The organism is Enterobacter soli, assembly GCF_964208575.1.
GTDB lineage: Bacteria > Pseudomonadota > Gammaproteobacteria > Enterobacterales > Enterobacteriaceae > Enterobacter > Enterobacter soli_A.
Genome location: NZ_CAXOFU010000028.1, coordinates 17,900 through 44,097, shown reverse-complemented (window position 1 = coordinate 44,097; position 26,198 = coordinate 17,900). Strand labels below are relative to the sequence as shown.

The 26,198-nt window shown below is 56.1% G+C and carries 24 protein-coding genes and 5 tRNA genes; 15 read left to right on the top strand and 14 right to left on the bottom strand.

The annotated features are described in order from the left end of the window. The first annotated feature begins 211 nt into the window (after nt 1-211). A complete protein-coding gene (locus AB6V08_RS21445) occupies nt 212-391 on the top strand; it encodes a hypothetical protein (protein WP_368544813.1) in 180 nt (59 codons plus the stop codon). 40 nt (nt 392-431) lie between these two features. Here AB6V08_RS21445 and stpA read toward each other — a convergent pair whose 3' ends face one another. Further along, nucleotides 432-836 carry a DNA-binding protein StpA gene (gene stpA / locus AB6V08_RS21440; protein WP_368544812.1) on the bottom strand — a complete coding sequence of 135 codons (405 nt, stop codon included), beginning with the start codon at nt 834-836 and terminating at the stop codon, nt 432-434. 641 nt (nt 837-1,477) lie between these two features. On the opposite strand from stpA, the gene alaE reads away from it, so the two are divergent. Further along, nucleotides 1,478-1,927 carry an L-alanine exporter AlaE gene (alaE, locus tag AB6V08_RS21435; RefSeq protein WP_368544811.1) on the top strand — a complete coding sequence of 150 codons (450 nt, stop codon included), beginning with the start codon at nt 1,478-1,480 and terminating at the stop codon, nt 1,925-1,927. A 36-nt stretch (nt 1,928-1,963) separates the two neighbouring features. On the opposite strand, the gene AB6V08_RS21430 is transcribed toward alaE, so the two are convergent. Continuing rightward, a complete protein-coding gene (locus AB6V08_RS21430) occupies nt 1,964-2,308 on the bottom strand; it encodes a DUF2002 family protein (RefSeq protein ID WP_368544810.1) in 345 nt (114 codons plus the stop codon). A 160-nt stretch (nt 2,309-2,468) separates the two neighbouring features. On the opposite strand from AB6V08_RS21430, the gene AB6V08_RS21425 reads away from it, so the two are divergent. The 13 genes from AB6V08_RS21425 to leuA all read left to right on the top strand — a co-directional run bounded on the left by AB6V08_RS21425 (nt 2,469) and on the right by leuA (nt 17,839). Then, nucleotides 2,469-2,795, top strand: coding sequence for a DUF883 domain-containing protein (locus tag AB6V08_RS21425; RefSeq protein ID WP_368544809.1), 327 nt, complete (start codon nt 2,469-2,471; stop codon nt 2,793-2,795). 244 nt (nt 2,796-3,039) lie between these two features. Further along, a complete protein-coding gene (gene nrdH / locus AB6V08_RS21420; RefSeq protein ID WP_368544808.1) occupies nt 3,040-3,279 on the top strand; it encodes a glutaredoxin-like protein NrdH in 240 nt (79 codons plus the stop codon). After that, nucleotides 3,276-3,686, top strand: a complete 411-nt coding sequence (gene nrdI, locus AB6V08_RS21415) for a class Ib ribonucleoside-diphosphate reductase assembly flavoprotein NrdI (RefSeq protein ID WP_368544807.1) — start codon at nt 3,276-3,278, stop codon at nt 3,684-3,686. Before nrdH ends, nrdI begins: the two co-directional genes overlap by 4 nt. After that, nucleotides 3,659-5,803 carry a class 1b ribonucleoside-diphosphate reductase subunit alpha gene (nrdE, locus tag AB6V08_RS21410; protein WP_368544806.1) on the top strand — a complete coding sequence of 715 codons (2,145 nt, stop codon included), beginning with the start codon at nt 3,659-3,661 and terminating at the stop codon, nt 5,801-5,803. The genes nrdI and nrdE overlap by 28 nt, the downstream gene beginning before the upstream one ends. Before the next feature lie 9 nt (nt 5,804-5,812). Next, on the top strand, nt 5,813-6,772 hold the full coding sequence (gene nrdF, locus AB6V08_RS21405; RefSeq protein ID WP_368544805.1) for a class 1b ribonucleoside-diphosphate reductase subunit beta: 960 nt from the start codon (nt 5,813-5,815) through the stop codon (nt 6,770-6,772). Nucleotides 6,773-7,244: 472 nt separating this feature from the next. Next, nucleotides 7,245-8,447, top strand: coding sequence for a glycine betaine/L-proline ABC transporter ATP-binding protein ProV (proV, locus tag AB6V08_RS21400; RefSeq protein WP_368544804.1), 1,203 nt, complete (start codon nt 7,245-7,247; stop codon nt 8,445-8,447). Further along, complete coding sequence (proW, locus tag AB6V08_RS21395) at nt 8,440-9,510, top strand: glycine betaine/L-proline ABC transporter permease ProW (protein ID WP_368544803.1); 1,071 nt, start codon at nt 8,440-8,442, stop codon at nt 9,508-9,510. The genes proV and proW overlap by 8 nt, the downstream gene beginning before the upstream one ends. Before the next feature lie 9 nt (nt 9,511-9,519). After that, nucleotides 9,520-10,515, top strand: a complete 996-nt coding sequence (gene proX / locus AB6V08_RS21390) for a glycine betaine/L-proline ABC transporter substrate-binding protein ProX (protein ID WP_368544802.1) — start codon at nt 9,520-9,522, stop codon at nt 10,513-10,515. 585 nt (nt 10,516-11,100) lie between these two features. Continuing rightward, nucleotides 11,101-12,285: an MFS transporter gene (locus AB6V08_RS21385; RefSeq protein ID WP_368544801.1), complete on the top strand. Its 1,185-nt coding sequence runs from the start codon at nt 11,101-11,103 to the stop codon at nt 12,283-12,285. Between the two features lie 327 nt (nt 12,286-12,612). Continuing rightward, nucleotides 12,613-13,143, top strand: a complete 531-nt coding sequence (gene mprA / locus AB6V08_RS21380) for a transcriptional repressor MprA (protein WP_368544800.1) — start codon at nt 12,613-12,615, stop codon at nt 13,141-13,143. A 126-nt stretch (nt 13,144-13,269) separates the two neighbouring features. Beyond that, on the top strand, nt 13,270-14,442 hold the full coding sequence (gene emrA, locus AB6V08_RS21375; protein WP_368544799.1) for a multidrug efflux MFS transporter periplasmic adaptor subunit EmrA: 1,173 nt from the start codon (nt 13,270-13,272) through the stop codon (nt 14,440-14,442). A gap of 15 nt (nt 14,443-14,457) precedes the next feature. Next, nucleotides 14,458-16,005, top strand: a complete 1,548-nt coding sequence (gene emrB, locus AB6V08_RS21370) for a multidrug efflux MFS transporter permease subunit EmrB (RefSeq protein WP_368544798.1) — start codon at nt 14,458-14,460, stop codon at nt 16,003-16,005. A gap of 184 nt (nt 16,006-16,189) precedes the next feature. Continuing rightward, the gene (leuA, locus tag AB6V08_RS21365; RefSeq protein WP_368544797.1) at nt 16,190-17,839 is read left to right on the top strand and encodes a 2-isopropylmalate synthase; all 1,650 of its coding nucleotides are present in this window, start codon (nt 16,190-16,192) and stop codon (nt 17,837-17,839) included. Here leuA and AB6V08_RS21360 read toward each other — a convergent pair. From AB6V08_RS21360 to alaS, 12 genes are all read right to left on the bottom strand, one after another. Then, complete coding sequence (locus tag AB6V08_RS21360; RefSeq protein ID WP_368544796.1) at nt 17,836-18,600, bottom strand: helix-turn-helix transcriptional regulator; 765 nt, start codon at nt 18,598-18,600, stop codon at nt 17,836-17,838. The genes leuA and AB6V08_RS21360 overlap by 4 nt on opposite strands. A 43-nt stretch (nt 18,601-18,643) precedes the next feature. Continuing rightward, the gene (luxS, locus tag AB6V08_RS21355; protein ID WP_047646219.1) at nt 18,644-19,159 is read right to left on the bottom strand and encodes an S-ribosylhomocysteine lyase; all 516 of its coding nucleotides are present in this window, start codon (nt 19,157-19,159) and stop codon (nt 18,644-18,646) included. Nucleotides 19,160-19,311: 152 nt separating this feature from the next. After that, nucleotides 19,312-20,856, bottom strand: a complete 1,545-nt coding sequence (gshA, locus tag AB6V08_RS21350; protein WP_368544795.1) for a glutamate--cysteine ligase — start codon at nt 20,854-20,856, stop codon at nt 19,312-19,314. Nucleotides 20,857-20,939: 83 nt separating this feature from the next. After that, nucleotides 20,940-21,368, bottom strand: a complete 429-nt coding sequence (locus tag AB6V08_RS21345) for a YqaA family protein (protein ID WP_368544794.1) — start codon at nt 21,366-21,368, stop codon at nt 20,940-20,942. Then, nucleotides 21,365-21,931: a fructose-1-phosphate/6-phosphogluconate phosphatase gene (yqaB, locus tag AB6V08_RS21340; RefSeq protein WP_368544793.1), complete on the bottom strand. Its 567-nt coding sequence runs from the start codon at nt 21,929-21,931 to the stop codon at nt 21,365-21,367. The genes AB6V08_RS21345 and yqaB overlap by 4 nt, the downstream gene beginning before the upstream one ends. Nucleotides 21,932-22,057: 126 nt before the next feature. Then, nucleotides 22,058-22,134 (bottom strand) — tRNA-Arg (locus AB6V08_RS21335). Nucleotides 22,135-22,295: 161 nt separating this feature from the next. Then, nucleotides 22,296-22,372, bottom strand: a tRNA-Arg gene (locus tag AB6V08_RS21330). Nucleotides 22,373-22,401: 29 nt separating this feature from the next. Continuing rightward, nucleotides 22,402-22,478 (bottom strand) — tRNA-Arg (locus AB6V08_RS21325). A 64-nt stretch (nt 22,479-22,542) separates the two neighbouring features. Continuing rightward, nucleotides 22,543-22,619, bottom strand: a tRNA-Arg gene (locus AB6V08_RS21320). Nucleotides 22,620-22,624: 5 nt separating this feature from the next. After that, nucleotides 22,625-22,717: transfer RNA gene (locus AB6V08_RS21315), tRNA-Ser, on the bottom strand. Between the two features lie 341 nt (nt 22,718-23,058). Then, nucleotides 23,059-23,244, bottom strand: a complete 186-nt coding sequence (gene csrA / locus AB6V08_RS21310; RefSeq protein WP_000906486.1) for a carbon storage regulator CsrA — start codon at nt 23,242-23,244, stop codon at nt 23,059-23,061. A 241-nt stretch (nt 23,245-23,485) separates the two neighbouring features. After that, complete coding sequence (gene alaS / locus AB6V08_RS21305; RefSeq protein WP_368544792.1) at nt 23,486-26,113, bottom strand: alanine--tRNA ligase; 2,628 nt, start codon at nt 26,111-26,113, stop codon at nt 23,486-23,488. Nucleotides 26,114-26,198 lie beyond the last annotated feature (85 nt).

Below are 26,198 nucleotides of genomic sequence, written 5' to 3'. Positions count from 1 at the left end.
CTAAACAATTGAAAACAAAAAAGAGACTATCTCTAAGCGTAGCCAGTTTATCCGCCTTCGCCAGGGCGCGGCTGCGCTTTTACCTGCCTTTACCCTCTTTACACTGGCTTAAGGGCATGACGTACCTCAAAAGCAATAACGGATGAAATAGACTGTACCCTTTGCCGGGCGTGGTCTAAGGTGAAGAACACTACAATGACGAGGAGGTAATATGTTTTCTGTCGGCGATTTTGTGCAACCGCGTGCGGGCGGCCCAAAACTGAAAGTGCTTGAAGTGAATGGTGAGAGCATTGTGGCGGTACAGGCCAGCAATGAGCAGGGCGAGAAATACACGCTGAACGCGGCGGACGTCACCCTTTATAAAGAAGACGGCGATTTCGGCGTCTGCTAATAAAGTGCAGCCGGGTGAGTGATTTCGCCCGGCACACTGATTAGATCAGGAAATCATCCAGTGATTTGCCGTTTGCCAGCGCGCTGGCAATTGGCTTCGGCGTGCGGCCCTGGCCGGTCCAGGTTTTCTCTTCGCCGTTAACGTCAATGAAGCGATATTTTGCTTCACGCGCTTTACGTTTTTTCGCAGGTTGCCCCGCGCTGCCCGCTTCAGAGCCCAGCAGATCGGCAGGAGAAATACCGTCGGCTTTCATTCGTTCCAGCAGAGCATTAATTTTATCCTGCTGTTCAGCACGTTGCTGCTCGAATTCAGCCAGTTCGTTACGCTTTTCTTCGGTAACAATTTTGACTTTTTCCAGCATTTCTTCCAGAACGTCCAGAGAGAATTCACGGGCCATTGCGCGGAGTGTACGGATATTATTAAGATTCTGTAACGTCAAAGACATAATAATTGAAAACCTTTTCTTTGTGATTAATCGAAAAATCGAAGGACAGAATAATTCATTTCCCCTTCAATAGCCACCCATCGAAACTTAAAAGTAATATTGTAAACATTTTAAAATATTTAATTTAAATATCCTTTCGATTCCCATGGACGCGTGTGATGTATTTCACAGGGATTATTAATGCCTATGTACCGCGACAAGGATTTATATCGGTCGCGGCGCATGAAATGGGAATGCATAGATATGCACTCAAAGAGAATAAAACAAATCTTGCAGATGCAGAGCTTTTCACTACTATAGCGAAGTAATGAGAACAATCGTCACGAACAGGTTGTTTTTTACACACCTCTAAGGATGCTGTGCTGAACCGCGCTTTTAAGCATTATTCACTCTTATACAAACCAAATTTAAGACACTGATTTTTAATCAATTTAACGTCACCAGGAGAGAAAATAGCGAAGCGGATAACAAATATACAATTTTAGAGAATTTTGTGGACAAAACGCCTTTAAATAAAAATTAATCACTAATTGTTAGCTTCAAAGCAGAGATATACGCTATACACGTCAAATAAACCAACCTAAAGCACTAAAAGCCGAAGGTAAAGCGCCACTATTGTGTTTCTCTCAAGGAGTTCAGACATGTTCTCACCGCAGTCTCGCCTGCGCCATGCGGTAGCGGATACTTTCGCGATGGTTGTTTACTGTTCCGTGGTAAACATGCTGATCGAAATATTCCTCTCCGGAATGTCCTTCGAGCAATCACTTTCTTCTCGTCTGGTGGCTATCCCGGTAAACATCATTATTGCATGGCCGTACGGAATGTATCGCGATGTGGTGATGCGCTATGCCCGCCGCATTAGTCCGGCAGGCTGGGTGAAGAATCTGGCGGACGTGCTGGCCTACGTGACCTTCCAGTCACCGGTGTACGTTGCGATTTTGCTGACCGTGGGCGCAGACTGGCATCAGATTGCCGCTGCGGTAAGTTCGAATATCGTGGTGTCGATGCTGATGGGTGCGGTGTACGGCTATTTCCTCGACTACTGCCGTCGCCTGTTTAAGGTCAGCCAGTACAATCAGGCTAAAGCGTAACGACGCTTCGCGACTGGCACGCTGCCAGTCGCTCGTTTACTGCTGTTCGCCAAACAATCCCTTCAGAAAACGCTCCAGCGCCATGCGAGAGCTGAAACCGTGCGGAATACCATAATGCTCATGCGATTCACCGCCTAAATAGAGCGGGAATTGCTGGTAGTGATCGCAGGTTTTAATATCCGAGGCAGGCTCAGCAAATGACTGGCTTCTGTCTTTCAGCGTCGGGTGAATAATGAGAGCGGTACGCCCCATTCTCGCTTCACGGTTGACGTAAACATAATTCTCGCCGCGGCGATATCCATAGGCTTTAGTGGTCACAGCATCCATGGTAAATCCCGCTTTCTCAAGAACGCGTGCCACCTCATCGGGTCGTAAATACATATTTAATCCTCGTTATCTTTACCTGCCGGGCAACCTTACAGTATTCAGCATTAGCAGCGCTTTCAGAATATTCCATAAACGGCCGGATAAGTCGTGACTCGCTTCAGATAATAAAATCCTGGGCTAAACTTAACGGGAACGCAAAATTATGGAGGATCGTATGTTTAACAGACCGAACCGAAACGATATTAACGACGACGCTCAGGATATTCGCAATGATGTCAGCCAATTAGCGGACACGCTGGAAGAGGTGCTGAAATCCTGGGGCTCAGATGCAAAGGATGAAGCAGATGCCGCGAAACGTAAGGCTCAGTCTCTGCTGCGTGAAACCCGCGCGAGAATGAACGGGCGCAGCCGCACCACCCAGGCGGCGTGCGACGCCGTGAGCTGTGCGACAACCTTCGTTCGCGAGAAGCCGGTGTGCGCGCTGGGTACGGTGGCCGCCGTCGGTATTTTCGTCGGCGCGCTGCTTAGCCTGCGTAAGTAACCCCCGCGCGCGCAGACCCCGGTTGCCCCTGGCGCCGGGGTTTTTCTTTGCCTGACGCCTGAAAAGCCCGTACAGCCTGCCCTGCCCCGGTGCGTTCATCATCGCGGCAATATCAATCTGAATTTCCCATATCTTGTATGGTTGAAACTTATCGCAACTACATCTAGTATTCCTTTCAGCAAGACACACACAACCCGACGCGTTCCAACGCGCCGCAATCTCATTTTAAATGGAAATACGAATCATGAGCATTATTATTTACACTCGTAACGATTGTGTTCAGTGCCACGCCACCAAACGCGCAATGGAGAGCCGCGGCGTCGCGTTCGAGATGGTGAATATCGACCAGGAGCCCGATGCCGCCGACACGCTGCGCGCCCAGGGATTTCGTCAACTTCCGGTCGTTATCGCCGGGGAAACCAGCTGGTCCGGCTTTCGCCCGGACATGATTAACCGCATCGCCGCCATGGCCGCCAGTGCATGAGTGGTCTGGTCTACTTCTCCAGCAGCTCGGAAAACACGCTCCGCTTTATCGAGCGCCTCGGGCTGCCCGCGATACGTATTCCGCTCAACGAGCGGGAGCGTATTCAGGTAGACGAACCTTACATTCTGGTGGTTCCAAGCTATGGCGGCGGCGGAACGGCGGGCGCTGTGCCCCGCCAGGTGATCCGCTTTCTCAACGATCCCCATAACCGGCAGCTGATTCGCGGTGTGATCGCCGCAGGCAATCGCAATTTTGGCGATGCGTTTGGCCGGGCCGGGGATGTTATCTCTCAAAAATGCGCCGTGCCGTATCTCTATCGCTTTGAGCTGATGGGGACACAGCAGGACGTAGAGAACGTGCGTAAAGGAGTGAACGAATTTTGGCAACGACAACCGCAGAACGGGTAATGCAGGCCGCCCCCGACTATCACGCACTGAATGCGATGCTTAATCTCTATGACCGTGACGGGCATATTCAGTTTGGCAAAGACAGCGAGGCGGTAGACGCCTTTTTTACTGCCCACGTGCGACCAAACAGCGTGACCTTCGCCAGCCAGGACGCGCGTCTGGACTATCTGGTCAGTGAAGGCTACTACGAAGAGCGCGTGCTCACCCGCTACCATCGCCCCTTCGTGGTGGCGCTGTTCGAACGCGCCCACGCCAGCGGTTTTCGTTTCCAGACCTTCCTCGGCGCGTGGAAGTTCTACACCAGCTATACCCTGAAAACCTTCGACGGCAAGCGTTACCTCGAAGGCTTTGAAGATCGCGCCGTCATGGTGGCGCTGACCCTCGCCCAGGGCGACGAAGCGCTGGCGGAGCGGTTGACCGACGAGATCCTCTCCGGCCGCTTCCAGCCCGCCACGCCGACCTTCCTCAACTGCGGTAAAGCCCAGCGCGGCGAGCTGGTGTCCTGTTTTCTGCTGCGCATTGAAGACAATATGGAGTCGATTGGCCGGGCGGTGAACTCCGCGCTCCAGCTGTCAAAACGCGGCGGCGGCGTGGCGTTTCTGCTCTCCAACCTGCGCGAAGCGGGCGCGCCCATCAAGCGCATCGAGAACCAGTCTTCCGGGGTGATCCCGGTGATGAAAATGCTGGAAGATGCCTTCTCCTACGCCAACCAGCTCGGAGCGCGTCAGGGGGCGGGGGCGGTGTATCTGCACGCCCATCATCCGGATATCCTGCGCTTCCTCGATACCAAACGCGAAAACGCCGACGAAAAAATCCGCATCAAAACCCTGTCCCTCGGGGTAGTTATCCCGGACGTCACTTTCCAGCTGGCGAAAGAGAACGCCGAAATGGCGCTGTTCTCGCCCTACGACGTGGAGCGCCTCTACGGCAAAGCCTTTGGCGATATCGCCATCAGCGACAATTACGCGGCGCTGGTCGCCGACGATCGCATTCGCAAGACGTACATTAACGCCCGCGACTTCTTCCAGACCCTTGCCGAGATCCAGTTTGAGTCCGGCTATCCCTACATCATGTATGAAGACACGGTGAACCGCGCGAACCCGATTGCCGGGCGCATTAACATGAGCAACCTCTGCTCGGAGATTTTGCAGGTCAACAGCCCGTCAGCCTATGACGAAAACCTGGACTACGCGGACATCGGCAAAGATATCTCCTGCAACCTCGGCTCGCTGAACATCGCCCACACCATGGACTCACCGGACTTTGGCCGCACGGTGGAAACCGCCATTCGCGGCCTGACGGCGGTGTCGGACATGAGCCACATCCGCAGCGTGCCGTCCATAGAAGCGGGCAACGCCGCCTCCCACGCCATCGGCCTGGGGCAGATGAACCTGCATGGCTATCTGGCGCGCGAGGGGATCGCCTACGGCAGTCCGGAGGGGCTGGACTTCACCAACCTCTATTTCTACACCATCACCTGGCACGCGCTGAATACGTCGATGATGCTGGCCCGGGAGCGCAACCAGCGTTTCGCGGGCTTTGAGCAGTCGCGCTATGCCAGCGGTGAATATTTTAATCAGTATCTGGAAGGCGACTGGCAGCCGAAAACAGAAAGGGTGCGGGCGCTGTTTGCCCGGGCGGGCGTCGCCCTGCCCACCCGCGAGATGTGGCAGCAGTTGCGCAGCGATGTGATGCGCTACGGCATCTATAACCAGAATTTGCAGGCGGTGCCGCCGACCGGGTCGATCTCCTATATCAACCACGCCACGTCGAGCATTCACCCGATCGTGTCGAAAATTGAGATCCGCAAAGAGGGCAAGACCGGACGCGTTTACTACCCTGCCCCGTTTATGACCAACGACAACCTGGCGCTGTATCAGGACGCCTACGAAATCGGCCCGGAGAAGATCATCGATACCTACGCCGAGGCGACTAAGCATGTGGATCAGGGGCTGTCCCTGACGCTGTTCTTCCCGGATACCGCCACCACGCGCGATATCAATAAGGCGCAGATTTACGCCTGGAAGAAAGGCATCAAAACGCTGTACTACATTCGCCTGCGCCAGCTTGCGCTGGAAGGCACCGAAATCGAAGGCTGCGTGTCCTGCGCGCTGTAAGGAGAAAGGATGAAACTGTCACGCGTGAGCGCCGTTAACTGGAACAAAATCCAGGACGATAAAGACCTTGAGGTGTGGAACCGCCTGACCAGCAACTTCTGGCTGCCGGAAAAAGTGCCGCTCTCAAACGATATTCCCGCGTGGCAGAGCCTCAGCCACGCCGAGCAGCGGCTGACCATCCGCGTGTTTACCGGCCTGACGCTGCTGGACACCATTCAGAATACCGTGGGCGCTCCGGCGCTCATGGCCGATGCGCTGACGCCGCACGAAGAGGCGGTGATGTCGAACATCAGCTTTATGGAGGCGGTTCACGCCCGCTCCTACAGCTCGATTTTCTCGACGCTGTGCCAGACCAAAGATGTGGACGCGGCCTATAGCTGGAGCGAAGAGAGCGAATCCCTGCAGCGCAAGGCCGCTCTGGTGCTGGCCTATTACCAGGCCGACGAGCCGCTGAAAAAGAAAATCGCCAGCGTGTTTCTGGAATCGTTCCTGTTCTATTCCGGCTTCTGGCTGCCGATGTACTGGTCGAGCCGCGGCAAGCTGACCAACACCGCCGATCTGATCCGCCTGATCATTCGCGACGAAGCGGTGCACGGCTATTACATTGGCTATAAGTATCAGAAGGGGCTGGAGAAGGTCAGCGAGGCGAAGCGCGAGGAGCTGAAAGGCTTTGCCCTCGATTTGCTGATGGATCTCTATGACAACGAGCTGAGCTACACCGAAGAACTTTACGCCGGAACCGGCTGGGAAGAGGACGTGAAGGCGTTCCTCTGCTACAACGCCAACAAAGCGCTGATGAACCTCGGCTACGAGGCGCTGTTCCCGCCGGAAATGGCGGAGGTGAACCCGGCGATCCTGGCGGCGCTTTCCCCTAATGCCGATGAAAACCACGATTTCTTCTCCGGGTCCGGCTCGTCCTACGTGATGGGAAAAGCGGTAGAGACCGAAGATGAGGACTGGGATTTTTAATGTTTCCCCTCACCCCGCCCTCTCCCCAAAGGGGCGAGGGAGAAAAGACGACGCCGAACGATCCCCTCTCCCCTTTGGGCCGAGGGATTAAAGACGGCGCCGAACGATCCCCTCTCCCCTCTGGGGAGAGGGTTAGGGTGAGGGGAAATAACGTTCATTAATTTAATATAAACCCCATAATTCCCGCCCTAATATTTCCACACCCGCTACACTGTAATTTCCACGTCATATTCACCTGAATCACGCCGATTCAGGTGAAATTCCCCGATGCAGCAGCAAAAAAATCATAAAAATTCAGATCGCCCTCAGCCCTTTACTCATGGGAAATTCAGCCGTTTCGCCTGTGGCAAAATTCATGCCATAAGCAAACCCAGGGTTGTCTCAGATTCTCAGTATGTTAGGGTAATGCCAGTTAACTATTTACCATGGTAATCATATCGACATAAACAAATAACAGGACACTCTCTATTGCATGGCAATTAAATTAGAAGTGAAAAATCTTTATAAAGTATTTGGCGAGCATCCACAGCGCGCATTCAAATATATTGAGAAGGGACTTTCGAAAGAGCAAATTCTGGAAAAAACCGGGCTTTCGCTTGGCGTCAAAGACGCCAGTCTGGCCATTGAAGAAGGCGAGATTTTTGTCATCATGGGGTTATCCGGTTCGGGTAAATCCACTATGGTTCGCCTTCTCAATCGCCTGATTGAACCCACCCGCGGGCAGGTGCTGATTGACGGTGTAGATATTGCCAAAATATCCGATGCCGAGCTTCGCGAGGTGCGCAGAAAAAAGATTGCGATGGTGTTTCAGTCGTTCGCATTAATGCCGCACATGACGGTATTAGATAATACCGCTTTTGGCATGGAATTAGCCGGCACTCCAGCAGACGTTCGTATTGAAAAAGCCCTGGACGCATTACGTCAGGTGGGGCTTGAAAATTATGCGCACAGTTATCCGGATGAATTGTCTGGCGGGATGCGTCAGCGCGTTGGATTAGCCCGCGCATTAGCCATTAATCCCGACATATTATTAATGGACGAAGCCTTCTCGGCGCTCGATCCTTTAATTCGTACCGAGATGCAGGATGAGCTGGTAAAACTTCAGGCAAAACATCAGCGCACCATCGTATTTATTTCCCACGATCTGGATGAAGCGATGCGTATTGGCGACCGAATTGCCATTATGCAAAACGGTGAAGTGGTGCAGGTCGGCACGCCGGATGAAATTCTGAATAATCCGGCCAACGACTATGTCCGCACCTTCTTCCGCGGCGTGGATATTAGCCAGGTCTTTAGCGCCAAAGATATTGCCCGCCGTACCCCGAACGGCATTATCCGTAAAACGCCAGGCTTCGGCCCGCGCTCGGCGCTTAAGCTGCTTCAGGACGAAGACCGTGAATACGGCTATCTCATTGAACGCGGTAATAAATTTGTTGGCATTGTCTCCATCGATTCCCTGAAGCACGCCCTGAGCGAAAACCTGGGTATTGATGCGGCGCTTATCGCCTCTCCGCTTGCCGTAGACGCCGAAACGCCGCTCAGCGAGTTGCTCTCTCACGTAGGCCAGGCGCCGTGCGCAGTGCCGGTGGTGGGTGAAGAACAACAGTATGTCGGCATCATCTCCAAAGGGATGTTGCTCAAGGCTTTAGATCGCGAGGGGGCAAACAATGGCTGATCAATCTAATCCGTGGGGAACCACAGAGGCCGCCGACAGCGCGGCACAATCCGCCGATGCGTGGGGTTCATCCACGCCTGCACCAGACGCTGGCGGCACGGCAGACTGGCTCAACAGCGCGCCCGCACCGGCGCCTGAACACTTCAACATTATGGATCCGTTCCATAAGACGCTGATCCCGCTGGATAGCTGGGTGACGGAGGGAATTGACTGGGTGGTCACCCACTTCCGCCCGGTGTTCCAGGGGATCCGCGTCCCGGTGGATTACATCCTGAACGGCTTCCAGCAGCTGCTGCTGGGGATGCCGGCCCCGGTTGCCATCCTCGTCTTTGCGCTGATCGCCTGGCAGTTCGGGAGCGCAGGCATGGGGATCGCCACGCTGGTGTCGCTGATTGCCATTGGCGCAATCGGCGCCTGGTCGCAGGCGATGATTACCCTGGCGCTGGTGCTCACCGCCCTGCTCTTCTGCGTGGTGATTGGCCTGCCGATGGGGATCTGGCTGGCGCGCAGCCCGAAGGCGGCGAAAATCATCCGTCCGCTGCTCGATGCGATGCAGACCACGCCGGCCTTCGTCTATCTGGTGCCTATCGTGATGCTGTTCGGTATCGGCAACGTGCCGGGCGTGGTGGTGACGATTATTTTCGCCCTGCCGCCAATCGTGCGCCTGACCATTCTGGGCATCAACCAGGTGCCGGCCGACCTTATCGAAGCGTCGCGCTCGTTCGGCGCCAGCCCGCGCCAGATGCTGTTTAAAGTGCAGCTCCCGCTGGCGATGCCCACCATTATGGCGGGCGTTAACCAGACGCTGATGCTGGCGCTGTCGATGGTGGTTATCGCCTCGATGATCGCCGTGGGCGGCCTGGGCCAGATGGTGCTGCGCGGCATTGGCCGTCTTGATATGGGCCTTGCCACCGTGGGCGGCGTGGGGATCGTGATCCTCGCCATTATTCTCGACCGCCTGACGCAGGCCGTCGGCCGCGATTCACGCAGCCGCGGAAACCGCCGCTGGTACACCACCGGCCCTGTCGGTTTAGTCACCCGCCCATTCATTAAAGCTAAATAAGGAACAACGATGCGACATCACGTACTTTTTGCCACAGCGTTTGCGACCCTTGTCTCCACCAGCGCGTTTGCTGCCGATCTGCCGGGCAAAGGCATTACCGTCCAGCCGGTTCAGAGCACCATTTCGGAAGAGTCCTTCCAGACGCAGATTGTGAGCCGCGCCCTCGAGAAGCTGGGCTATACGGTGAATACCGCCAGCGAAGTGGATTACAACGTGGGCTACACCTCGATTGCCTCCGGCGATGCCACCTTTACCGCCGTGAACTGGCAGCCGCTGCACGACGACATGTATGCCGCCGCCGGCGGTGACAAGAAATTCTACCGCGAAGGCACCTTCGTGACCGGGGCAGCGCAGGGTTATCTGATCGATAAGAAAACCGCCGACCAGTACCACATCACCAACATCGAGCAGCTTAAGGATCCGAAGATCGCCAAACTGTTTGATACCAACGGTGACGGCAAAGCCGACATGATGGGCTGCTCCCCGGGCTGGGGCTGCGAAGCGGTGATTAACCACCAGAACAAAGCCTTCGACCTGGCGAAGACGGTTGACGTGAGCCACGGCAACTACTCCGCGATGATGGCCGATACCATTGCGCGCTTTAAAGAAGGCAAGCCGGTGATCTACTACACCTGGACCCCGTACTGGGTGAGCGACGTGCTGAAGCCGGGTAGAGACGTGGTATGGCTGCAGGTGCCGTTCTCCTCCCTGCCGGGCGAGCAGAAGGATATCGACACCAAGCTGCCAAACGGCATGAACTACGGTTTCCCGGTGAACACGATGCATATCGTGGCTAATAAGGCCTGGGCGGAGAAAAACCCGGCGGCGGCGAAGCTGTTCTCGGTGATCAAGCTGCCGCTGGCGGACATCAACGCGCAGAACGCCATGATGCACAACGGCAAATCGTCTGAAGCGGATATTAAAGGCCACGTTGACGGCTGGATCAAAGCCCACCAGCAGCAGTTCGATGGCTGGGTGAAAGAAGCGCTGGCCGCGCAGAAGTAGCCGTATACCCTCTCCCTTAGGAGAGGGTTACCAGTAGTTTTGATCTTTTGAAGCGACAGATTGTTGTCATAAAAGCAGAGAAGCTACAGCGACATTCCGTCCGGCCGAAAATCGCCGAAGCGTTTCCGGAAGGCCGGGGCGAGGCGCAGGGACGCGCCGAGAGGGCATAGCCTGCAGGGATGCAGGCTGGTGCCCGACCCGAAAGCCTGAAGGAATAAGCTGAGGGTCACCGCGAAGCGGCGATTTTCTTGCCGGGAGCCCGGGTGGTCAGGGCGGCGGCGACTGAGCCGCCCTGACACGTTCACAAGTTCCGTGGTAAACAGAGAAGCAGGGAACGTGAGGTGAACGGAATAACCACCGTAGCCGTATGTTCCCCTCACCCTGGCCCTCTCCCCACAGGGGCGAGGGAAATACCGTGCGCAAATAATCCTAAATGGAGATCTCCCGGCTCCAGGGGAGAGGATCGGGGCACAGCCCCCACCCCAAACCGCACAAACCCACACACAACATTCCCCCCACGGTCACAATCATTGGTTATTATTGGTTCCCGGAAAAATAATCACTTAACTAATGATTCCTGAACCAATGACCAAAACAACTCACGGGCTTAGCCCGGCACTGATCCTGCTCATGTCCGTCGCCACGGGCCTTGCCGTCGCCAGCAACTATTACGCGCAGCCGCTGCTCGACACCATCGCACGCGCCTTTAACCTCTCCGCCAGCTCCGCGGGCTTTATCGTCACCGCGGCGCAGCTCGGCTACGCCGCAGGCCTGCTGTTCCTGGTGCCGCTCGGAGATATGTTCGAGCGCCGGATGCTGATCGTCTCGATGACCCTGCTCTCCGCAGGCGGGATGTTGATCACCGCCAGCAGCCAGTCGCTCACGATGATGATTATCGGCACCGCGCTGACCGGGCTGTTCTCCGTTGTCGCGCAGATCCTCGTGCCGCTGGCCGCCACGCTCGCCTCCCCGGAAAAACGCGGCAAAGTGGTGGGCACCATCATGAGCGGCCTGCTGCTCGGGATTTTGCTGGCGCGTACCGTCGCCGGGCTGCTAGCAAGCCTCGGCGGATGGCGCACCGTCTACTGGGTCGCCAGCGTGCTGATGGTCATTATGGCCCTCGCCCTGTGGCGCGGCCTGCCGAAGGTAAAGCAGGAAAATCACCTCAACTACCCGCAGCTTCTCGGCTCGGTGTTCAGCCTGTTTACGCAAGATAAACTGCTGCGAACCCGCGCTCTGCTTGGTTGTTTCACCTTCGCTAACTTCAGCATTCTGTGGACGTCGATGGCGTTTCTGCTGGCGTCGCCGCCGTTTAACTATTCCGAAGGGGTGATTGGCCTGTTTGGTCTGGCGGGTGCCGCCGGTGCGCTGGGCGCGCGTCCCGCCGGCGGCCTGGCGGATAAAGGCAAGGCCCATCTGACCACCACCACCGGCCTGATTTTACTGCTGCTGTCGTGGGCGGCGATCTGGTTCGGACACGCGTCGGTGCTGGCGCTGATTGTCGGCATTCTGGTGCTCGACCTTACGGTGCAGGGGGTGCACATCACCAACCAGACCGTGATTTACCGCGTGAAGCCGGACGCGCGTAACCGTCTGACCGCAGGCTACATGACCAGCTACTTCATCGGCGGTGCCGCCGGATCGTTGATTTCAGCGTCCGCATGGCAACACGCTGGCTGGGCAGGCGTGTGCAGCATCGGGGCAATTGTTGCCGCGCTTAATCTGGTGGTGTGGTGGCGCGGTTATCACCGTCTGGAGGCAGATTCTTAAGCTTTACATGGCAATGGGGATACTGAGGGTGTTAAGGCGTCCCCATGTCTGTTAAGGTTAGCGTAATCATTTATCCCAGAAATTTTAATGTGGGTGACATATTAAAAAGCAGCATGAATAACTCATACCTGTTAGTTGATTCCGGTCCTCACATCCCGTCTTCAGTGGGCGTAAGCCCATCCCTTTCTGTGCTCACCGGGGCAGGGATTTACCCGGCGCTTTCTGATAGTGACATGTATTTGGCGGATATAACCGCACAAATAATTCATTTACATTATTTGTCACTATCGTTACTATATCGGCTGTAATTAATGAGGTTATGCCCAAATGGATAGTTCGTTTACGCCCATTGAACAAATGCTTAAGTTCCGCGCCAGTCGTCACGAGGAGTTCCCATATCAGGAAATCCTGCTGACCCGCCTGTGCATGCACATGCAGGGTAAGCTGCTGGAAAATCGTAATAAGATGCTGAAAGCTCAAGGGATTAACGAGACATTGTTTATGGCGTTGATCACGCTGGAGTCTCAGGAAAATCACAGCATTCAGCCTTCTGAACTGAGCTGCGCACTGGGTTCTTCCCGTACTAACGCAACCCGTATCGCTGATGAGCTGGAAAAACGCGGCTGGATTGAACGCCGTGAAAGCGACAACGACCGCCGTTGCCTGCATCTGCAGCTGACCGAAAAAGGTCACGAATTCCTGCGCGAGGTGCTTCCACCTCAGCACAACTGTCTGCACAAACTCTGGTCTGCCCTCAGCACCGCCGAGCGCGACCAGCTGGAGCACATCACTCGCAAGCTGCTCACCCGTCTGGATCAGATGGATGAAGACGGCGCCATTCTTGAGGCGCTGCGCTAACGCGACGACACGCTCGAACATCCAGATTTATAAGAAAACCGACAGGCCAGCACGTCACACTGCTGGCCTTTCTGACAACAGGTCGGCTCAGCCGATGTGAAAATAAGAAGATCGTGGAGAACAACAATGAGCGCAAATGCGGAGAACACTACCCCGCAGCAACCGGTCAATAAGAAAGGCAAACGTAAAGGCGCCCTTCTTCTGCTGACCTTGCTCTTTATTATTATTGCCGTGGCATATGGGATCTATTGGTTTTTAGTATTGCGTCACGTTGAAGAAACAGACGATGCATACGTGGCAGGGAACCAGGTACAAATTATGGCGCAGGTGTCGGGCAGCGTGACGAAAGTCTGGGCTGACAATACCGACTTTGTGCAAAAAGGGGATGTGCTGGTCACGCTCGATCCGACCGACGCCCAGCAGGCGTTTGAAAAAGCGCAGACGCAGCTCGCCTCCAGCGTGCGTCAAACCCGCCAGCAGATGATCAACAGCAAGCAGCTTCAGGCCAGCATCGACGTGCAGAAAACCGCACTGGCGCAGGCGCAGAGCGACTTCAATCGCCGCGTTCCGCTCGGCACCGCCAACCTGATTGGCCGTGAAGAGCTGCAGCACGCCCGCGATGCCGTTGCCAGCGCGCAGGCGCAGCTTGACGTTGCCATTCAACAGTACAACGCGAATCAGGCGATGATTCTGGGCACCAGCCTGGAAAACCAGCCTGCGGTAAAACAGGCCGCGACCGAAGTGCGTAACGCCTGGCTTGCCCTGCAGCGTACAAAAATCGTCAGCCCGATGACCGGCTATGTTTCCCGCCGCTCCGTCCAGCCTGGCGCGCAGATTAGCACCACCACGCCGCTGATGGCCGTTGTCCCGGCGAACAACCTGTGGGTGGATGCGAACTTCAAAGAGACTCAGCTTGCGCATATGCGCATTGGCCAGACCGCAACCGTGGTCAGCGACATTTACGGCGACGACGTGAAGTACACCGGTAAAGTGGTCGGCCTGGATATGGGAACGGGCAGCGCCTTCTCCCTGCTGCCTGCGCAGAACGCCACCGGTAACTGGATCAAAGTGGTTCAGCGTCTGCCGGTGCGTATCGAGCTGGATCCGAAACAGCTGGCTGACCATCCGCTGCGTATCGGCCTCTCCACGCTGGTGACCGTCGATACCGCAAACCGCGACGGGCAGATCCTGGCAAGCCAGGTGCGCAATACGCCGGCCTACGAAAGTAACGCCCGTGAAATTAGCCTCGATCCGGTCAACAAGCTGATCGATGAAATCGTGAAAGCGAACGCCGGTTAATCCGAGGTGAGCGTTATGCAACAGCAAAAGCCGCAAAAACCGCTGGAAGGCGCGCAGCTGGTCATCATGACCATTGCGCTCTCTCTGGCGACCTTCATGCAGGTGCTGGACTCCACCATCGCGAACGTGGCCATCCCGACGATCGCCGGGAACCTTGGCTCGTCACTTAGCCAGGGGACGTGGGTCATTACGTCGTTCGGGGTGGCAAACGCCATCTCGATTCCGATCACGGGCTGGCTGGCAAAGCGCGTCGGCGAAGTGAAGCTGTTTCTCTGGTCAACGGTGCTGTTCGTTCTCGCCTCCTGGGCGTGCGGCATGTCCACCAGCCTGACCATGCTGATTTTCTTCCGCGTTATTCAGGGGATTGTGGCCGGGCCGCTGATTCCACTGTCGCAAAGTTTGCTGCTGAACAACTATCCGCCCGCTAAACGCTCTATTGCGCTGGCGCTGTGGTCGATGACGGTGATTGTCGCGCCGATTTGCGGGCCGATTCTCGGCGGCTATATCAGCGATAACTATCACTGGGGCTGGATCTTCTTCATCAACGTGCCCATTGGCGCCGTCGTGGTGATGATGACGCTGCAGTCGCTGCGCGGCCGGGAAACGCGAACGGAACAGCGGCGTATCGACGCCATTGGTCTGGCGCTGCTGGTTATCGGTATCGGTAGCCTCCAGGTGATGCTCGATCAGGGTAAAGAGCTGGACTGGTTCAACTCCCGGGAGATCATCATCCTGACGATTGTCGCGGTGGTGTCGCTAAGCTTCCTGATTGTCTGGGAGCTCACCGACGATAACCCGATAGTCGACCTGTCGCTGTTTAAGTCGCGAAACTTCACCATCGGCTGTCTGTGTATCAGTCTCGCCTACATGCTCTACTTCGGCGCCATTGTTCTGCTGCCGCAGCTATTGCAGGAGGTATACGGCTACACCGCGACCTGGGCAGGCCTGGCCTCCGCGCCGGTGGGGTTGATTCCGGTACTGCTGTCGCCGATTATTGGCCGCTTCGCCCACAAGCTCGACATGCGCCGGCTGGTGACGTTCAGCTTCATTATGTACGCCGTGTGCTTCTACTGGCGCGCGTATACGTTCGAACCGGGAATGGACTTTGGCGCCTCCGCGTGGCCGCAGTTCATCCAGGGCTTTGCCGTGGCGTGCTTCTTTATGCCGCTCACCACCATCACGCTCTCTGGCCTGCCGCCTGAGCGCATGGCGGCGGCGTCGAGCCTGTCGAACTTCACCCGAACGCTGGCGGGCTCCATTGGTACGTCGATCACCACCACCCTGTGGACTAACCGTGAATCGATGCACCATGCCCAGCTGACCGAAGCGGTGAACCCGTTCAACCCGAACTCCCGGGAGATGTACACCCAGCTTCAGGGAATGGGCATGACGGAACAGCAGGCGTCCGGCTGGATAGCCCAGCAGATCACCAACCAGGGCCTGATTATCTCTGCGAACGAGATTTTCTGGATATCGGCGGGGATCTTTATCGTCCTGCTGGGGCTGGTATGGTTCGCCCGACCGCCGTTCGGTGCCGGTAGCGGCGGCGGTGGGGCGCACTAGTCCTCTGCGCGGGTTGCCCGGTGGCGCTACGCTTACCGGGCCTACTCGTAGGCCGGATAAGGCGCAGCCGCCATCCGGCAACCGCCCCCCACCGTTGTCCAAAACGCGACAGCGATTGTCAGTTCCGATAAAGCAGCGCTTCTGAAATCACTTCACGATAGTGAAAAGACAACAGGAGCGCATCATGCTGAACACCCCCGCAGACAAATACCAACCCTATCCCGCCCTCTCCCTGCCCGACCGCCGCTGGCCGGAGCAACGCATCACCCGCGCACCGCGCTGGCTCTCGACCGATTTACGTGACGGCAACCAAGCGCTCGCCGAGCCGATGGACAGCGCCCGCAAGCTGCAGTTCTGGGATCTGCTCCTCGATTGCGGGTTCAAAGAGATTGAAGTCGCCTTCCCGTCAGCCTCGCAGACGGACTTCAGCTTCGTCCGCCAGCTGATTGAGGAGAACCGCATTCCCGATGACGTCACCATTCAGGTATTAACCCAGGCGCGGGAAGACCTGATCCTGCGCACCTTTGACGCCCTGAAAGGGGCGAAGCAGGCCACCGTTCATCTCTATAACGCCACCGCCCCGCTGTTCCGCCGCCTGGTGTTCGGCATGGAGAAAGCGCAAATCGTCGCGCTGGCGACCCGCGCCACGCGCCTGATCCGCCAGCGTTGCGAAGAGAACCCCGACACCCGCTGGCAGTACGAATACTCCCCGGAAACCTTCTGCTTTACCGAGCCGGAGTTTGCGCTGGAAATCTGCGAGGCGGTGGCGGAGATCTGGCAGCCGTGCGCGGCGCGCCCGATGGTGATCAACCTGCCGGCCACCGTCGAAGTGAGCACCCCGAACGTTTACGCCGATCAGATTGAGTATTTTTGCCGCCACTTTAGCCGCCGCAGCGACGTCTGCATCAGCGTTCACCCGCATAACGATCGCGGAACGGGCGTGGCCAGCGCCGAGCTGGCGGTCATGGCGGGCGCAGACCGCGTGGAGGGCTGCCTGTTCGGCAACGGGGAGCGCACGGGCAACGTCTGCCTGGTGACGCTGGCGATGAACCTGTACAGCCAGGGCATCAGCCCTGACCTTGACTTCAGCGACATGAACCGGGTGGTGGAGGTTGTGGAAAGCTGCAACCAGCTGCCCGTGCATCCGCGCCATCCGTGGGCGGGCAGGCTGGCCTATACCGCGTTTTCCGGCTCCCATCAGGATGCGATCAAAAAAGGTTTTGACGCCCGCAGGCCGGGCGAGCGCTGGGAAATGCCGTACCTGCCCGTCGATCCTCAGGATATCGGCTGCACCTACGAAGCGGTGATCCGAGTGAACAGTCAGTCGGGGAAAAGCGGCAGCGCCTGGCTTATCGAGCAGAATCACGGCCTGAAACTGCCCCGCGCGTTACAGCAGGATTTCAGCCAGCACGTGCAGCAGGAAACCGACGCGCACGGCAAAGAGATGACGCAAAACGCGCTGTGGCAGCTGTTCCGCACCCGCTACGGGCTGGTCGCCACGCCGCGCTTTGCCCTGCTGCGCTACAGCAGCGACAGCCAGCAGGACGGCCAGCTGCGCCTGACGGCAACGGTAGCAACCGCGGGCGGGTCGCGCCAGCTTGAGGGTCAGGGCAACGGGCTGCTGTCTGCCGCCGCGAACGGGCTTAACCGCTGGTTAAACACGCCGTTTGTGATTAAGGATTATCACGAACATACCCTGGGTGAGCGCAGCGACAGCCGGTCGGTGGCGTACATCCGCTGCCTGTTCCAGGACGGCAGCAGCCGCTGGGGCGTGGGCATCGACAGCGACGTGGCGCGCGCCTCGATTCAGGCGCTCTTTAACGCGGTGGGCTAGTCGTTTTTGAAGTAATCGCTGGGAGAGATCCCCATCACCCGGCGAAACATCGCCGTAAATGCGCTGTGGCTGCCGTAGCCCAGATCCAGCGCCACCCTCAGCACCGGCTGGCCCTGCGCCAGCCGCACCAGCGCCTCCAGCAATCTCGCCCTTCTCACCCAGTCGCTGTAGCTCAGGCCCGTCTGCTGCTGGAAGCGGCGGTTCAGGGTGCGCTCGCTCATGCCGGTCAGGCTCGCGGCCTGGGCGCTGCTCCAGCTTTCGCCGGCCGCCTGGCGGATCTGCTGACAAAGGCCGCGCAGCATTTCGCTTTCCGGCTCCGGCAGATGAAACGGCAGTACGGGCATCGTGCGGATTTCGTCGAGGATCAGCTCGTACACCCGCTCGTCGCGGCTGCCGGGCAGATAGGATTCGGGAAGCGTCAGCGAGGCGAGGATCAGCTCACGCAGCAGGGGGGAGATCTGCACGATCTGGCAGGTCGCAGGCAGATCGGCGCGCGCCAGCGGATCGATAAAAAGCGTGCGAGCGGCCACGTTGCCGGTGATACGCAAAGAATGCGGCGTTCCCGCAGGCAGCCAGACGCCGCGTCCGGGCGGGACAACCCAGCAGCCGGAAGCCGTATCGACCCGCACCACGCCGCTCAGGCTGTGCAGCAGCTGGGCGCAGTTGTGCTGGTGCCAGGGCTCGCTGTCGCCGTGCACGTAATCGTGGGCAAATGGAAACAGGGAGCGATGGGTAAAGGAAAAGGTTAAGGCTGTGGTCATGGCCTCACCCTACCCTCTCCCTGAGGGAGAGGGAAAAGGTGCACTAGATGTGCAGTTCCTGCAGTTTTTCTTTCGGCAGGGCCAGCTCTTCGTTGCTGTTCACGCGAACGTCACGCTCGATGATGTGACGGGCGATCTCCTGCGCTTCTTCCAGAGAGTGCATCTGGTAAGTCCCGCACTGATAGACGTTCAGCTCAGGGATCTGGTTCTGCTCTTTCACCTTCAGCACGTCTTCCATCGCCGCTTTCCAGGCGTCGGCCACGCGTTTCTCGTCAGGCACGCCAATCAGGCTCATATAGAAACCGGTACGGCAGCCCATCGGGGAGATATCGATAATCTCAACGCCGTTGCCGTTCAGGTGGTCGCGCATGAATCCTGCGAACAGGTGCTCCAGCGTGTGAATGCCTTTTTCCGGCATCACTTCTTTATTCGGCACGCAGAAACGCAGATCGAATACGGTGATCGTGTCGCCGTGCGGGGTGTGCATGGTCTTCGCCACGCGTACAGCAGGTGCTTCCATACGGGTATGGTCGACGGTAAAGCTATCTAATAACGGCATACGTCACCTCCGATAGTGATTTTTTTTAAAATAAACTGAACTCTTCTACAAAATGGGCGTCTGAGTATATGAAAGACGCGCATTTGTTATCATCATCCCTGAATTCAGAGATGTATATTTTGGCCACATTACTGTGGCCTTTTTCTTTTCTGTCAGGCGTTCTTCGCCAGAAACGCGTCAAACGACTCGGTATCCGCCGCTTCCACTTCCTTCTGACGCACCAGTGATGCTTCACGCTCGGCAACAAAATCCGCTTCGCTCAGAATCTCTAACGGCTCCTGCTGCAGCATGTCGCGGTACTCCGCCGCCAGCGAGCGCCCTGTTCCGCCAATGCCCCGATCAATCATAGAACGCAGAATACGCGCGGAGAAGGTCAGTTCAGGGTTATCAAAGCACGCAACCAGCTCGTCGCACACTTTTTGATACGCATCGCCGCCGTAAACGCTGTCCATGGTCTGCGCCACGCGCTTCAGGTCGCGGAACAGATCTTTACCCACTTTCGGCAGCGGGAACTGCGCCGTTTCACAGCCAATGCCCAGCGTCAGGCCCGGCTTGCGCCCTTCCAGAATCACGCGATTCCAGTTGGTGCGGGTGCAGAGCAGTTCGTCTGCGCTCATTTCCGGCGCATCGGCCAGCACGCACCAGACCATAAACAGATCAAGGAAGCGAACCTGCTGCTCGTCCACGCCAATCGGCGAGAACGGGTTAATGTCCAGCGAACGCACTTCGATGTACTCGATGCCGCCACGCTGCAGCGCATCGGACGGCGTTTCGCCGCTGCGCGTGACGCGCTTAGGACGAATCGGCGCGTACAGTTCGTTCTCAATCTGCAACACGTTGGTGTTGATCTGCAGGCGCTTACCGTCTTTTTCGAGGCCGATTTTCTCGTACTCTTCCGACGGCGTTTTGATCGCCCGCTTCAATCCTGCCACATACTCGTGCAATTCGTTAAACGTAATACCGAGATTGCTTTGCGATTTATTGGTATAACCAAGATCGCTCAGGCGCAGCGAGGTCGCATAGGGTAAGTAGTACATCCCGCATTCGGTCTTTTCGAACGGCAACGTGGTCGGTTTTCCCTGCAGGAACGACGAGCAAATTGCCGGCGATGCGCCGAACAGGTAAGGAATCACCCAGCCGAAACGGTAATAGTTACGGATCAGACGGAAATAGCCCGCCGAAATCGCCTCTTTATCCGTTTCGCCACATTTCGCCTGCCAGAATGCCATCGGCAGCGAGAAGTTGTAATGCACGCCTGAGATGGTCTGCATCAACGCGCCGTAGCGGTTTTTCAGGCCTTCACGGTACAGCGTTTTCATTCGACCGATGTTCGACGTGCCGTATTGCGCCAGCTCAATCTCCTGCCCCTGCTCGATATAGCAGGGCATACTGAGTGGCCACATACGTTCATCGCCCAGATTACGGGCGGTATAGCGATGAACATCGCGTAAAATCGCCAGCATATGATCAACATCACCGTCTACCGGAGTAATAAACTCCAGCAGCGCTTCAGCGAAATCAGTTGTGATCCATTTATGTGTCAGCGCCGAGCCTAACGCCTGAGGGTGGCCCGTTGTCGCTAAGCTGCCATCCGCGTTAACGCGCAGCGTTTCGCGCTCAAGACCACGCTGAATACCCTTCAGAGCCTGAGGGTGGTTTTCCAGCCAGGCCAGCGCCTGTGATACGTCCGGGATCAAATTGACCTCCCGCCTGTCAAAGTAATGTTACTCAGCATAATTGTAATGGTTGACGATTGAAGGTCGCGTTTATATTCCACCAATTAGTGCCACCACGTCATACCCTGTAGTGTTACCCATGCCACGAGAACATAGCGCAACGCCTTTCCAAGGCACAAAAAAAAGAGCACCGGCCCCCAGGAGATGCGCATCCATCCCGCCAGCAGGCACAGCAAATCACCTATTACAGGCATCCAGCTTAATAACAGCGTGGCAGCGCCATAGCGTTTTAGCCAGCTAACTGCCTTTTCCTGCCAGCGCGATTTTTCGCGCAGCGGAAAGAAACGCCCAAGAATAACGTTAGTCAGCCCCCCAAGGCTATTACCCATTGTTGCTATTAATACCAGCAACCACGGCTGACTCACGCCGGACAACAGCATCGCCACCAGCACCACTTCCGAATTACCCGGTAAGAGTGTAGCGCTTAAAAAACTGCTGGCGAATAATGAGGCGAGTGACAGCGCATCACTCACAGTAAGCGAACGTCCACTGCATCCATTCCGGCATCACGCGCGGCCTGAATACCGAAATCAGCATCTTCAAACACTACGCACTTCGCGGCGGGTACACCCATTAATTCTGCGCAGAGCAGGAAGGTGTCCGGTGCGGGCTTGTGATTTTTAACATGATCGGCTGCCACCACGGCAGAAAAATAGTGGCGCAGCCCCAGATGGGCGAGCAACGCTTCTGCAATCGCGCTTTCGCTGCCCGTTCCCACCGACATAGGACGACGCCCGTGCCACTCTTTGACCACATCAATTAACGGCAAAGGACGCACGGTATCTAAAAGCATGGCTTTTACCGCGTCGGTTTTTTCACGAGCAAGAAGATGGGGATCGAGATCGGCGTGATTGAGTTCAATGACGGCCTGCGCAATACGCCAGGTCGGTGAGCCGTTAAGCGCCACCATCGCGTCCAGGTCGAAGCGCATTCCATAGCGACCAAGAACGTCGTTCCAGGCTTTACGATGAGTTGGCTCGGTATCAAGGATGGTGCCATCCATATCGAAGATCAAACCGTCATACTGTGCGTACATCGTGCTCTCGCCATATGTTTAACAAAGCATTACTTTATCGTAAACAATGGTTTTTGTCGCTGATTGCGAAGCAATAACAAAGAGAGTGAGTAAGAATTGAACTTGCGGAAAAGTAAGGAGAAGAGATGGTGCATCCGGGAGGATTCGAACCTCCGACCGCTCGGTTCGTAGCCGAGTACTCTATCCAGCTGAGCTACGGATGCATCAGGGTAATGCTTTAAGAAACAGTAAATGGTGCATCCGGGAGGATTACTCGGCTGCGCCTCGCCCTTCGGGTCGTTGCTAAAGCAACGTTATCCTCCCTGGTGCTTGCGGCTAATCCGCAGACCTTGAAACAACAGCTTTGCTATTATCTCGGAGAATATGGTGCATCCGGGAGGATTCGAACCTCCGACCGCTCGGTTCGTAGCCGAGTACTCTATCCAGCTGAGCTACGGATGCATCAGGGTACTGCTTTCAGAAATAGTAAATGGTGCATCCGGGAGGATTCGAACCTCCGACCGCTCGGTTCGTAGCCGAGTACTCTATCCAGCTGAGCTACGGATGCATCGGGATTTACTACTGTACTGCTCGATATTCATATCACTTCGAAAGCAATATGAAGTAATAGATGGTGCATCCGGGAGGATTCGAACCTCCGACCGCTCGGTTCGTAGCCGAGTACTCTATCCAGCTGAGCTACGGATGCAAAAATGGCGGTGAGGCGGGGATTCGAACCCCGGATGCAGCTTTTGACCGCATACTCCCTTAGCAGGGGAGCGCCTTCAGCCTCTCGGCCACCTCACCACACAACGCCTCTTTCGAGTGCTTCGAGTAACTTGTTGAAAGCTTCTCGTCGCTGCGTGGCGCATATATTACTTTCTGGGACTTATAAGTCAAACAATTTTCCACGACCTTTTATCGTTTGCACAAATCGCAGGCAATTCGCATGTAAAAGCCGCAAAGAGGGTGTTTTATAAGCGGATTTTGCAGGGTTCTGCGCATAAATAATTGGGCGGAACGCGGTTAAAGCGACGAGATAAGTCAAAGAGAGTGACGAAAAAGCGAGCGATTGAAATCGAATGGTAACTTTAAGCAGGAAGAATGTCTGGAGGGTTGCGTCTCGCGAAGCGCGAGACGCGATAATATCAGTAACTGGACTGCTGGGATTTTTCAGCCTGGATACGCTGGTAGATCTCTTCACGGTGGACAGATACTTCTTTAGGGGCGTTTACGCCGATGCGTACCTGGTTGCCCTTCACCCCTAAAACTGTCACGGTGACCTCATCCCCAATCATGAGGGTCTCACCAACTCGACGAGTCAGAATCAGCATTCTTTGCTCCTTGAAAGATTAAAAGAGTCGGGTCTCTTGTATCCCGGCATTATCCATCATATAACGCCAAAAAGTAAGCGATGACAAACACGTAAAGTGTAAGCAGTCACGGCATCACATTCTGTTAAACGTAAGTTTAGCCGATATACACAAACTCAACCTGACTTTATCGTTATCGATAACGCAGTGAACAAAACGCCATAACGTTACCGCTATGGCGCCTGGTTGTGTTTTTTAGTTATTACAGTTTCGCACTTACCCAGCTTTCAACGCTGGCTAATGCTGCAGGAAGCGCCGCCGCATCCGTACCACCGGCTTGCGCCATGTCAGGACGGCCACCACCTTTGCCACCCACCTGCTGGGCGACCATACCAATCAGTTCCCCTGCTTTTACGCGATCGGTCACATCCTTAGAGACCCCCGCAATCAGAGAAACCTTACCTTCTGCCACTGTCGCCAGAACGATAACCGTTGAACCAAGCTGGTTCTTCAGATCGTCGACCATAGTGCGAAGCATTTTAGGCTCAACGCCAGCCAGATCGCTGACCAGCAGTTTAACGCCTTTAATCTCAACCGCTTTGCTGGAGAGGTTTGCGCTCTCCTGCGCGGCGGCTTGTTCTTTCAGCTGCTGCAGCTCTTTTTCCAGTACGCGGGTACGATCCAGCGCGATACGCACTTTTTCGCCCAGGTTCTGGCTATCGCCTTTCAGCAGCTGCGCGATGTCGTGCAGCTGATCGCTTTGTGCATGAAGGCTGGCAATCGCACCTTCGCCGGTCACGGCTTCGATACGACGCACGCCTGCCGCAGTACCGGATTCAGACACAATGCGGAACAGACCGATGTCACCGGTGCGCGATGCGTGCGTACCGCCGCACAGTTCGGTAGAGAAATCGCCCATGCTCAGAACGCGAACGCGGTCGTCATATTTCTCGCCGAACAGCGCCATTGCGCCTTTCTTCTTCGCCGCTTCGAGATCCATGATATGGGTTTCGATTGGCAGGTTACGACGGATCTGCGCGTTCACCAGGTCTTCAACCGCGCGGATTTCAGACGGCTTCATCGCTTCAAAATGAGAGAAGTCGAAACGCAGCACTTTGTCATTAACCAGAGAACCTTTCTGCGCAACGTGCGTACCCAGAACTTCACGCAGTGCAGCGTGCATCAGGTGCGTTGCGGAGTGGTTCAGACGAATACGCGCGCGGCGTGCTTCATCAACGTTGGCCTGAACGCCCTCGCCCACTTTCAGAGAGCCGGATGCCAGTTTACCGAGATGACCAATCGCCTGACCGTATTTCTGAGTGTCGGTCACGCTGAAGCTGAAACCGTTGCCCTTCAGTTCGCCTTTATCGCCAACCTGGCCGCCGGATTCGGCATAGAACGGGGTTTTGTCCAGAATCACAACCGCATCCTGGCCCGCGCTGATGCTGTCTACGGATTTACCGTCAACAAACAGGGCGGTCACTTTGCCAGTCAGTTCCAGCGCTTCATAGCCTTTGAATTCAGATGCGCTATCAACGCGGATCATCGCGTTGTAGTCTGCGCCGAAACCGCTGGACTCACGTGCGCGGCGGCGCTGTTCTTCCATCGCCGCTTCGAAGCCTGCTTCATCCACTTTGATGTTGCGCTCGCGGCAAACGTCAGCCGTCAGGTCAACCGGGAAGCCGTAGGTGTCGTACAGGCGGAAAGCGGTTTCGCCGTCCAGCGTGTCGCCCTTGAGTTTACCCAGCTCTTCGTCCAGCAGCGCCAGACCGCGCTCCAGAGTACGTGCAAACTGCTCTTCTTCGGTTTTCAGAACTTGCTCAACCTGAGCCTGCTGGCGTTTCAGTTCGTCACCCGCAGCGCCCATCACGCCGACCAGAGGACCCACAAGCTTGTAGAAGAAGGTGTCCTTCGCGCCCAGCATGTTGCCGTGACGGATTGCGCGACGAATGATACGACGCAGCACGTAGCCACGGTTTTCATTCGACGGGATAACACCGTCGGCAATCAGGAACGCACAGGAACGGATGTGGTCCGCGATTACGCGCAGAGATTTGTTGCTGAGATCAGTCGCGCCGGTCACTTCTGCTACGGACGCGATCAGCGTGCGGAACAGGTCGATGTCGTAGTTGGAGTTAACGTGTTGCAGAACAGCGGCAATACGCTCCAGACCCATGCCGGTATCAACAGACGGTTTTGGCAGAGGCTCCATTGTGCCATCGGCCTGACGGTTGAACTGCATGAAGACGATGTTCCAGATCTCAATGTAGCGATCGCCATCTTCTTCCGCGCTGCCCGGAGGGCCGCCCCAGATGTGGTCGCCGTGATCGTAGAAGATTTCGGTGCATGGGCCGCAAGGACCGGTGTCGCCCATCTGCCAGAAGTTGTCAGATGCGTAAGGTGCGCCTTTGTTATCGCCGATGCGAATAATACGCTCGCGCGGGATACCCACCTCTTTTTCCCAGATGTCGAACGCTTCGTCATCGGTTTCATAGACGGTGACCCACAGACGCTCTTTCGGCAGGTTGAACCAGTTTTCACCGGTCAGCAGTTCCCACGCGTATTGAATGGCGTCGTGTTTGAAGTAGTCGCCGAAGCTGAAGTTACCCAGCATTTCGAAGAAAGTGTGGTGGCGCGCGGTGTAACCGACGTTTTCCAGGTCGTTATGTTTACCGCCCGCACGTACGCAACGCTGTGACGTCGTTGCGCGGGAATAATTACGCTTGTCGAGACCAAGGAAAACATCCTTGAACTGGTTCATCCCGGCGTTGGTAAACAGTAAAGTCGGGTCGTTGTTTGGTACCAGGGAGCTGCTGGCAACAACCTGGTGTCCCTTACTATGGAAAAAATCGAGAAACGCCTGACGGATCTCAGCGGTGCTCTTGCTCATAATTATCCTGAAATCAAGCTAACGAAATGTCGCAGCCAGCCTGTACCTGTAAACCGTTGGACAGACCAGCTACTGGAAAAAGTGG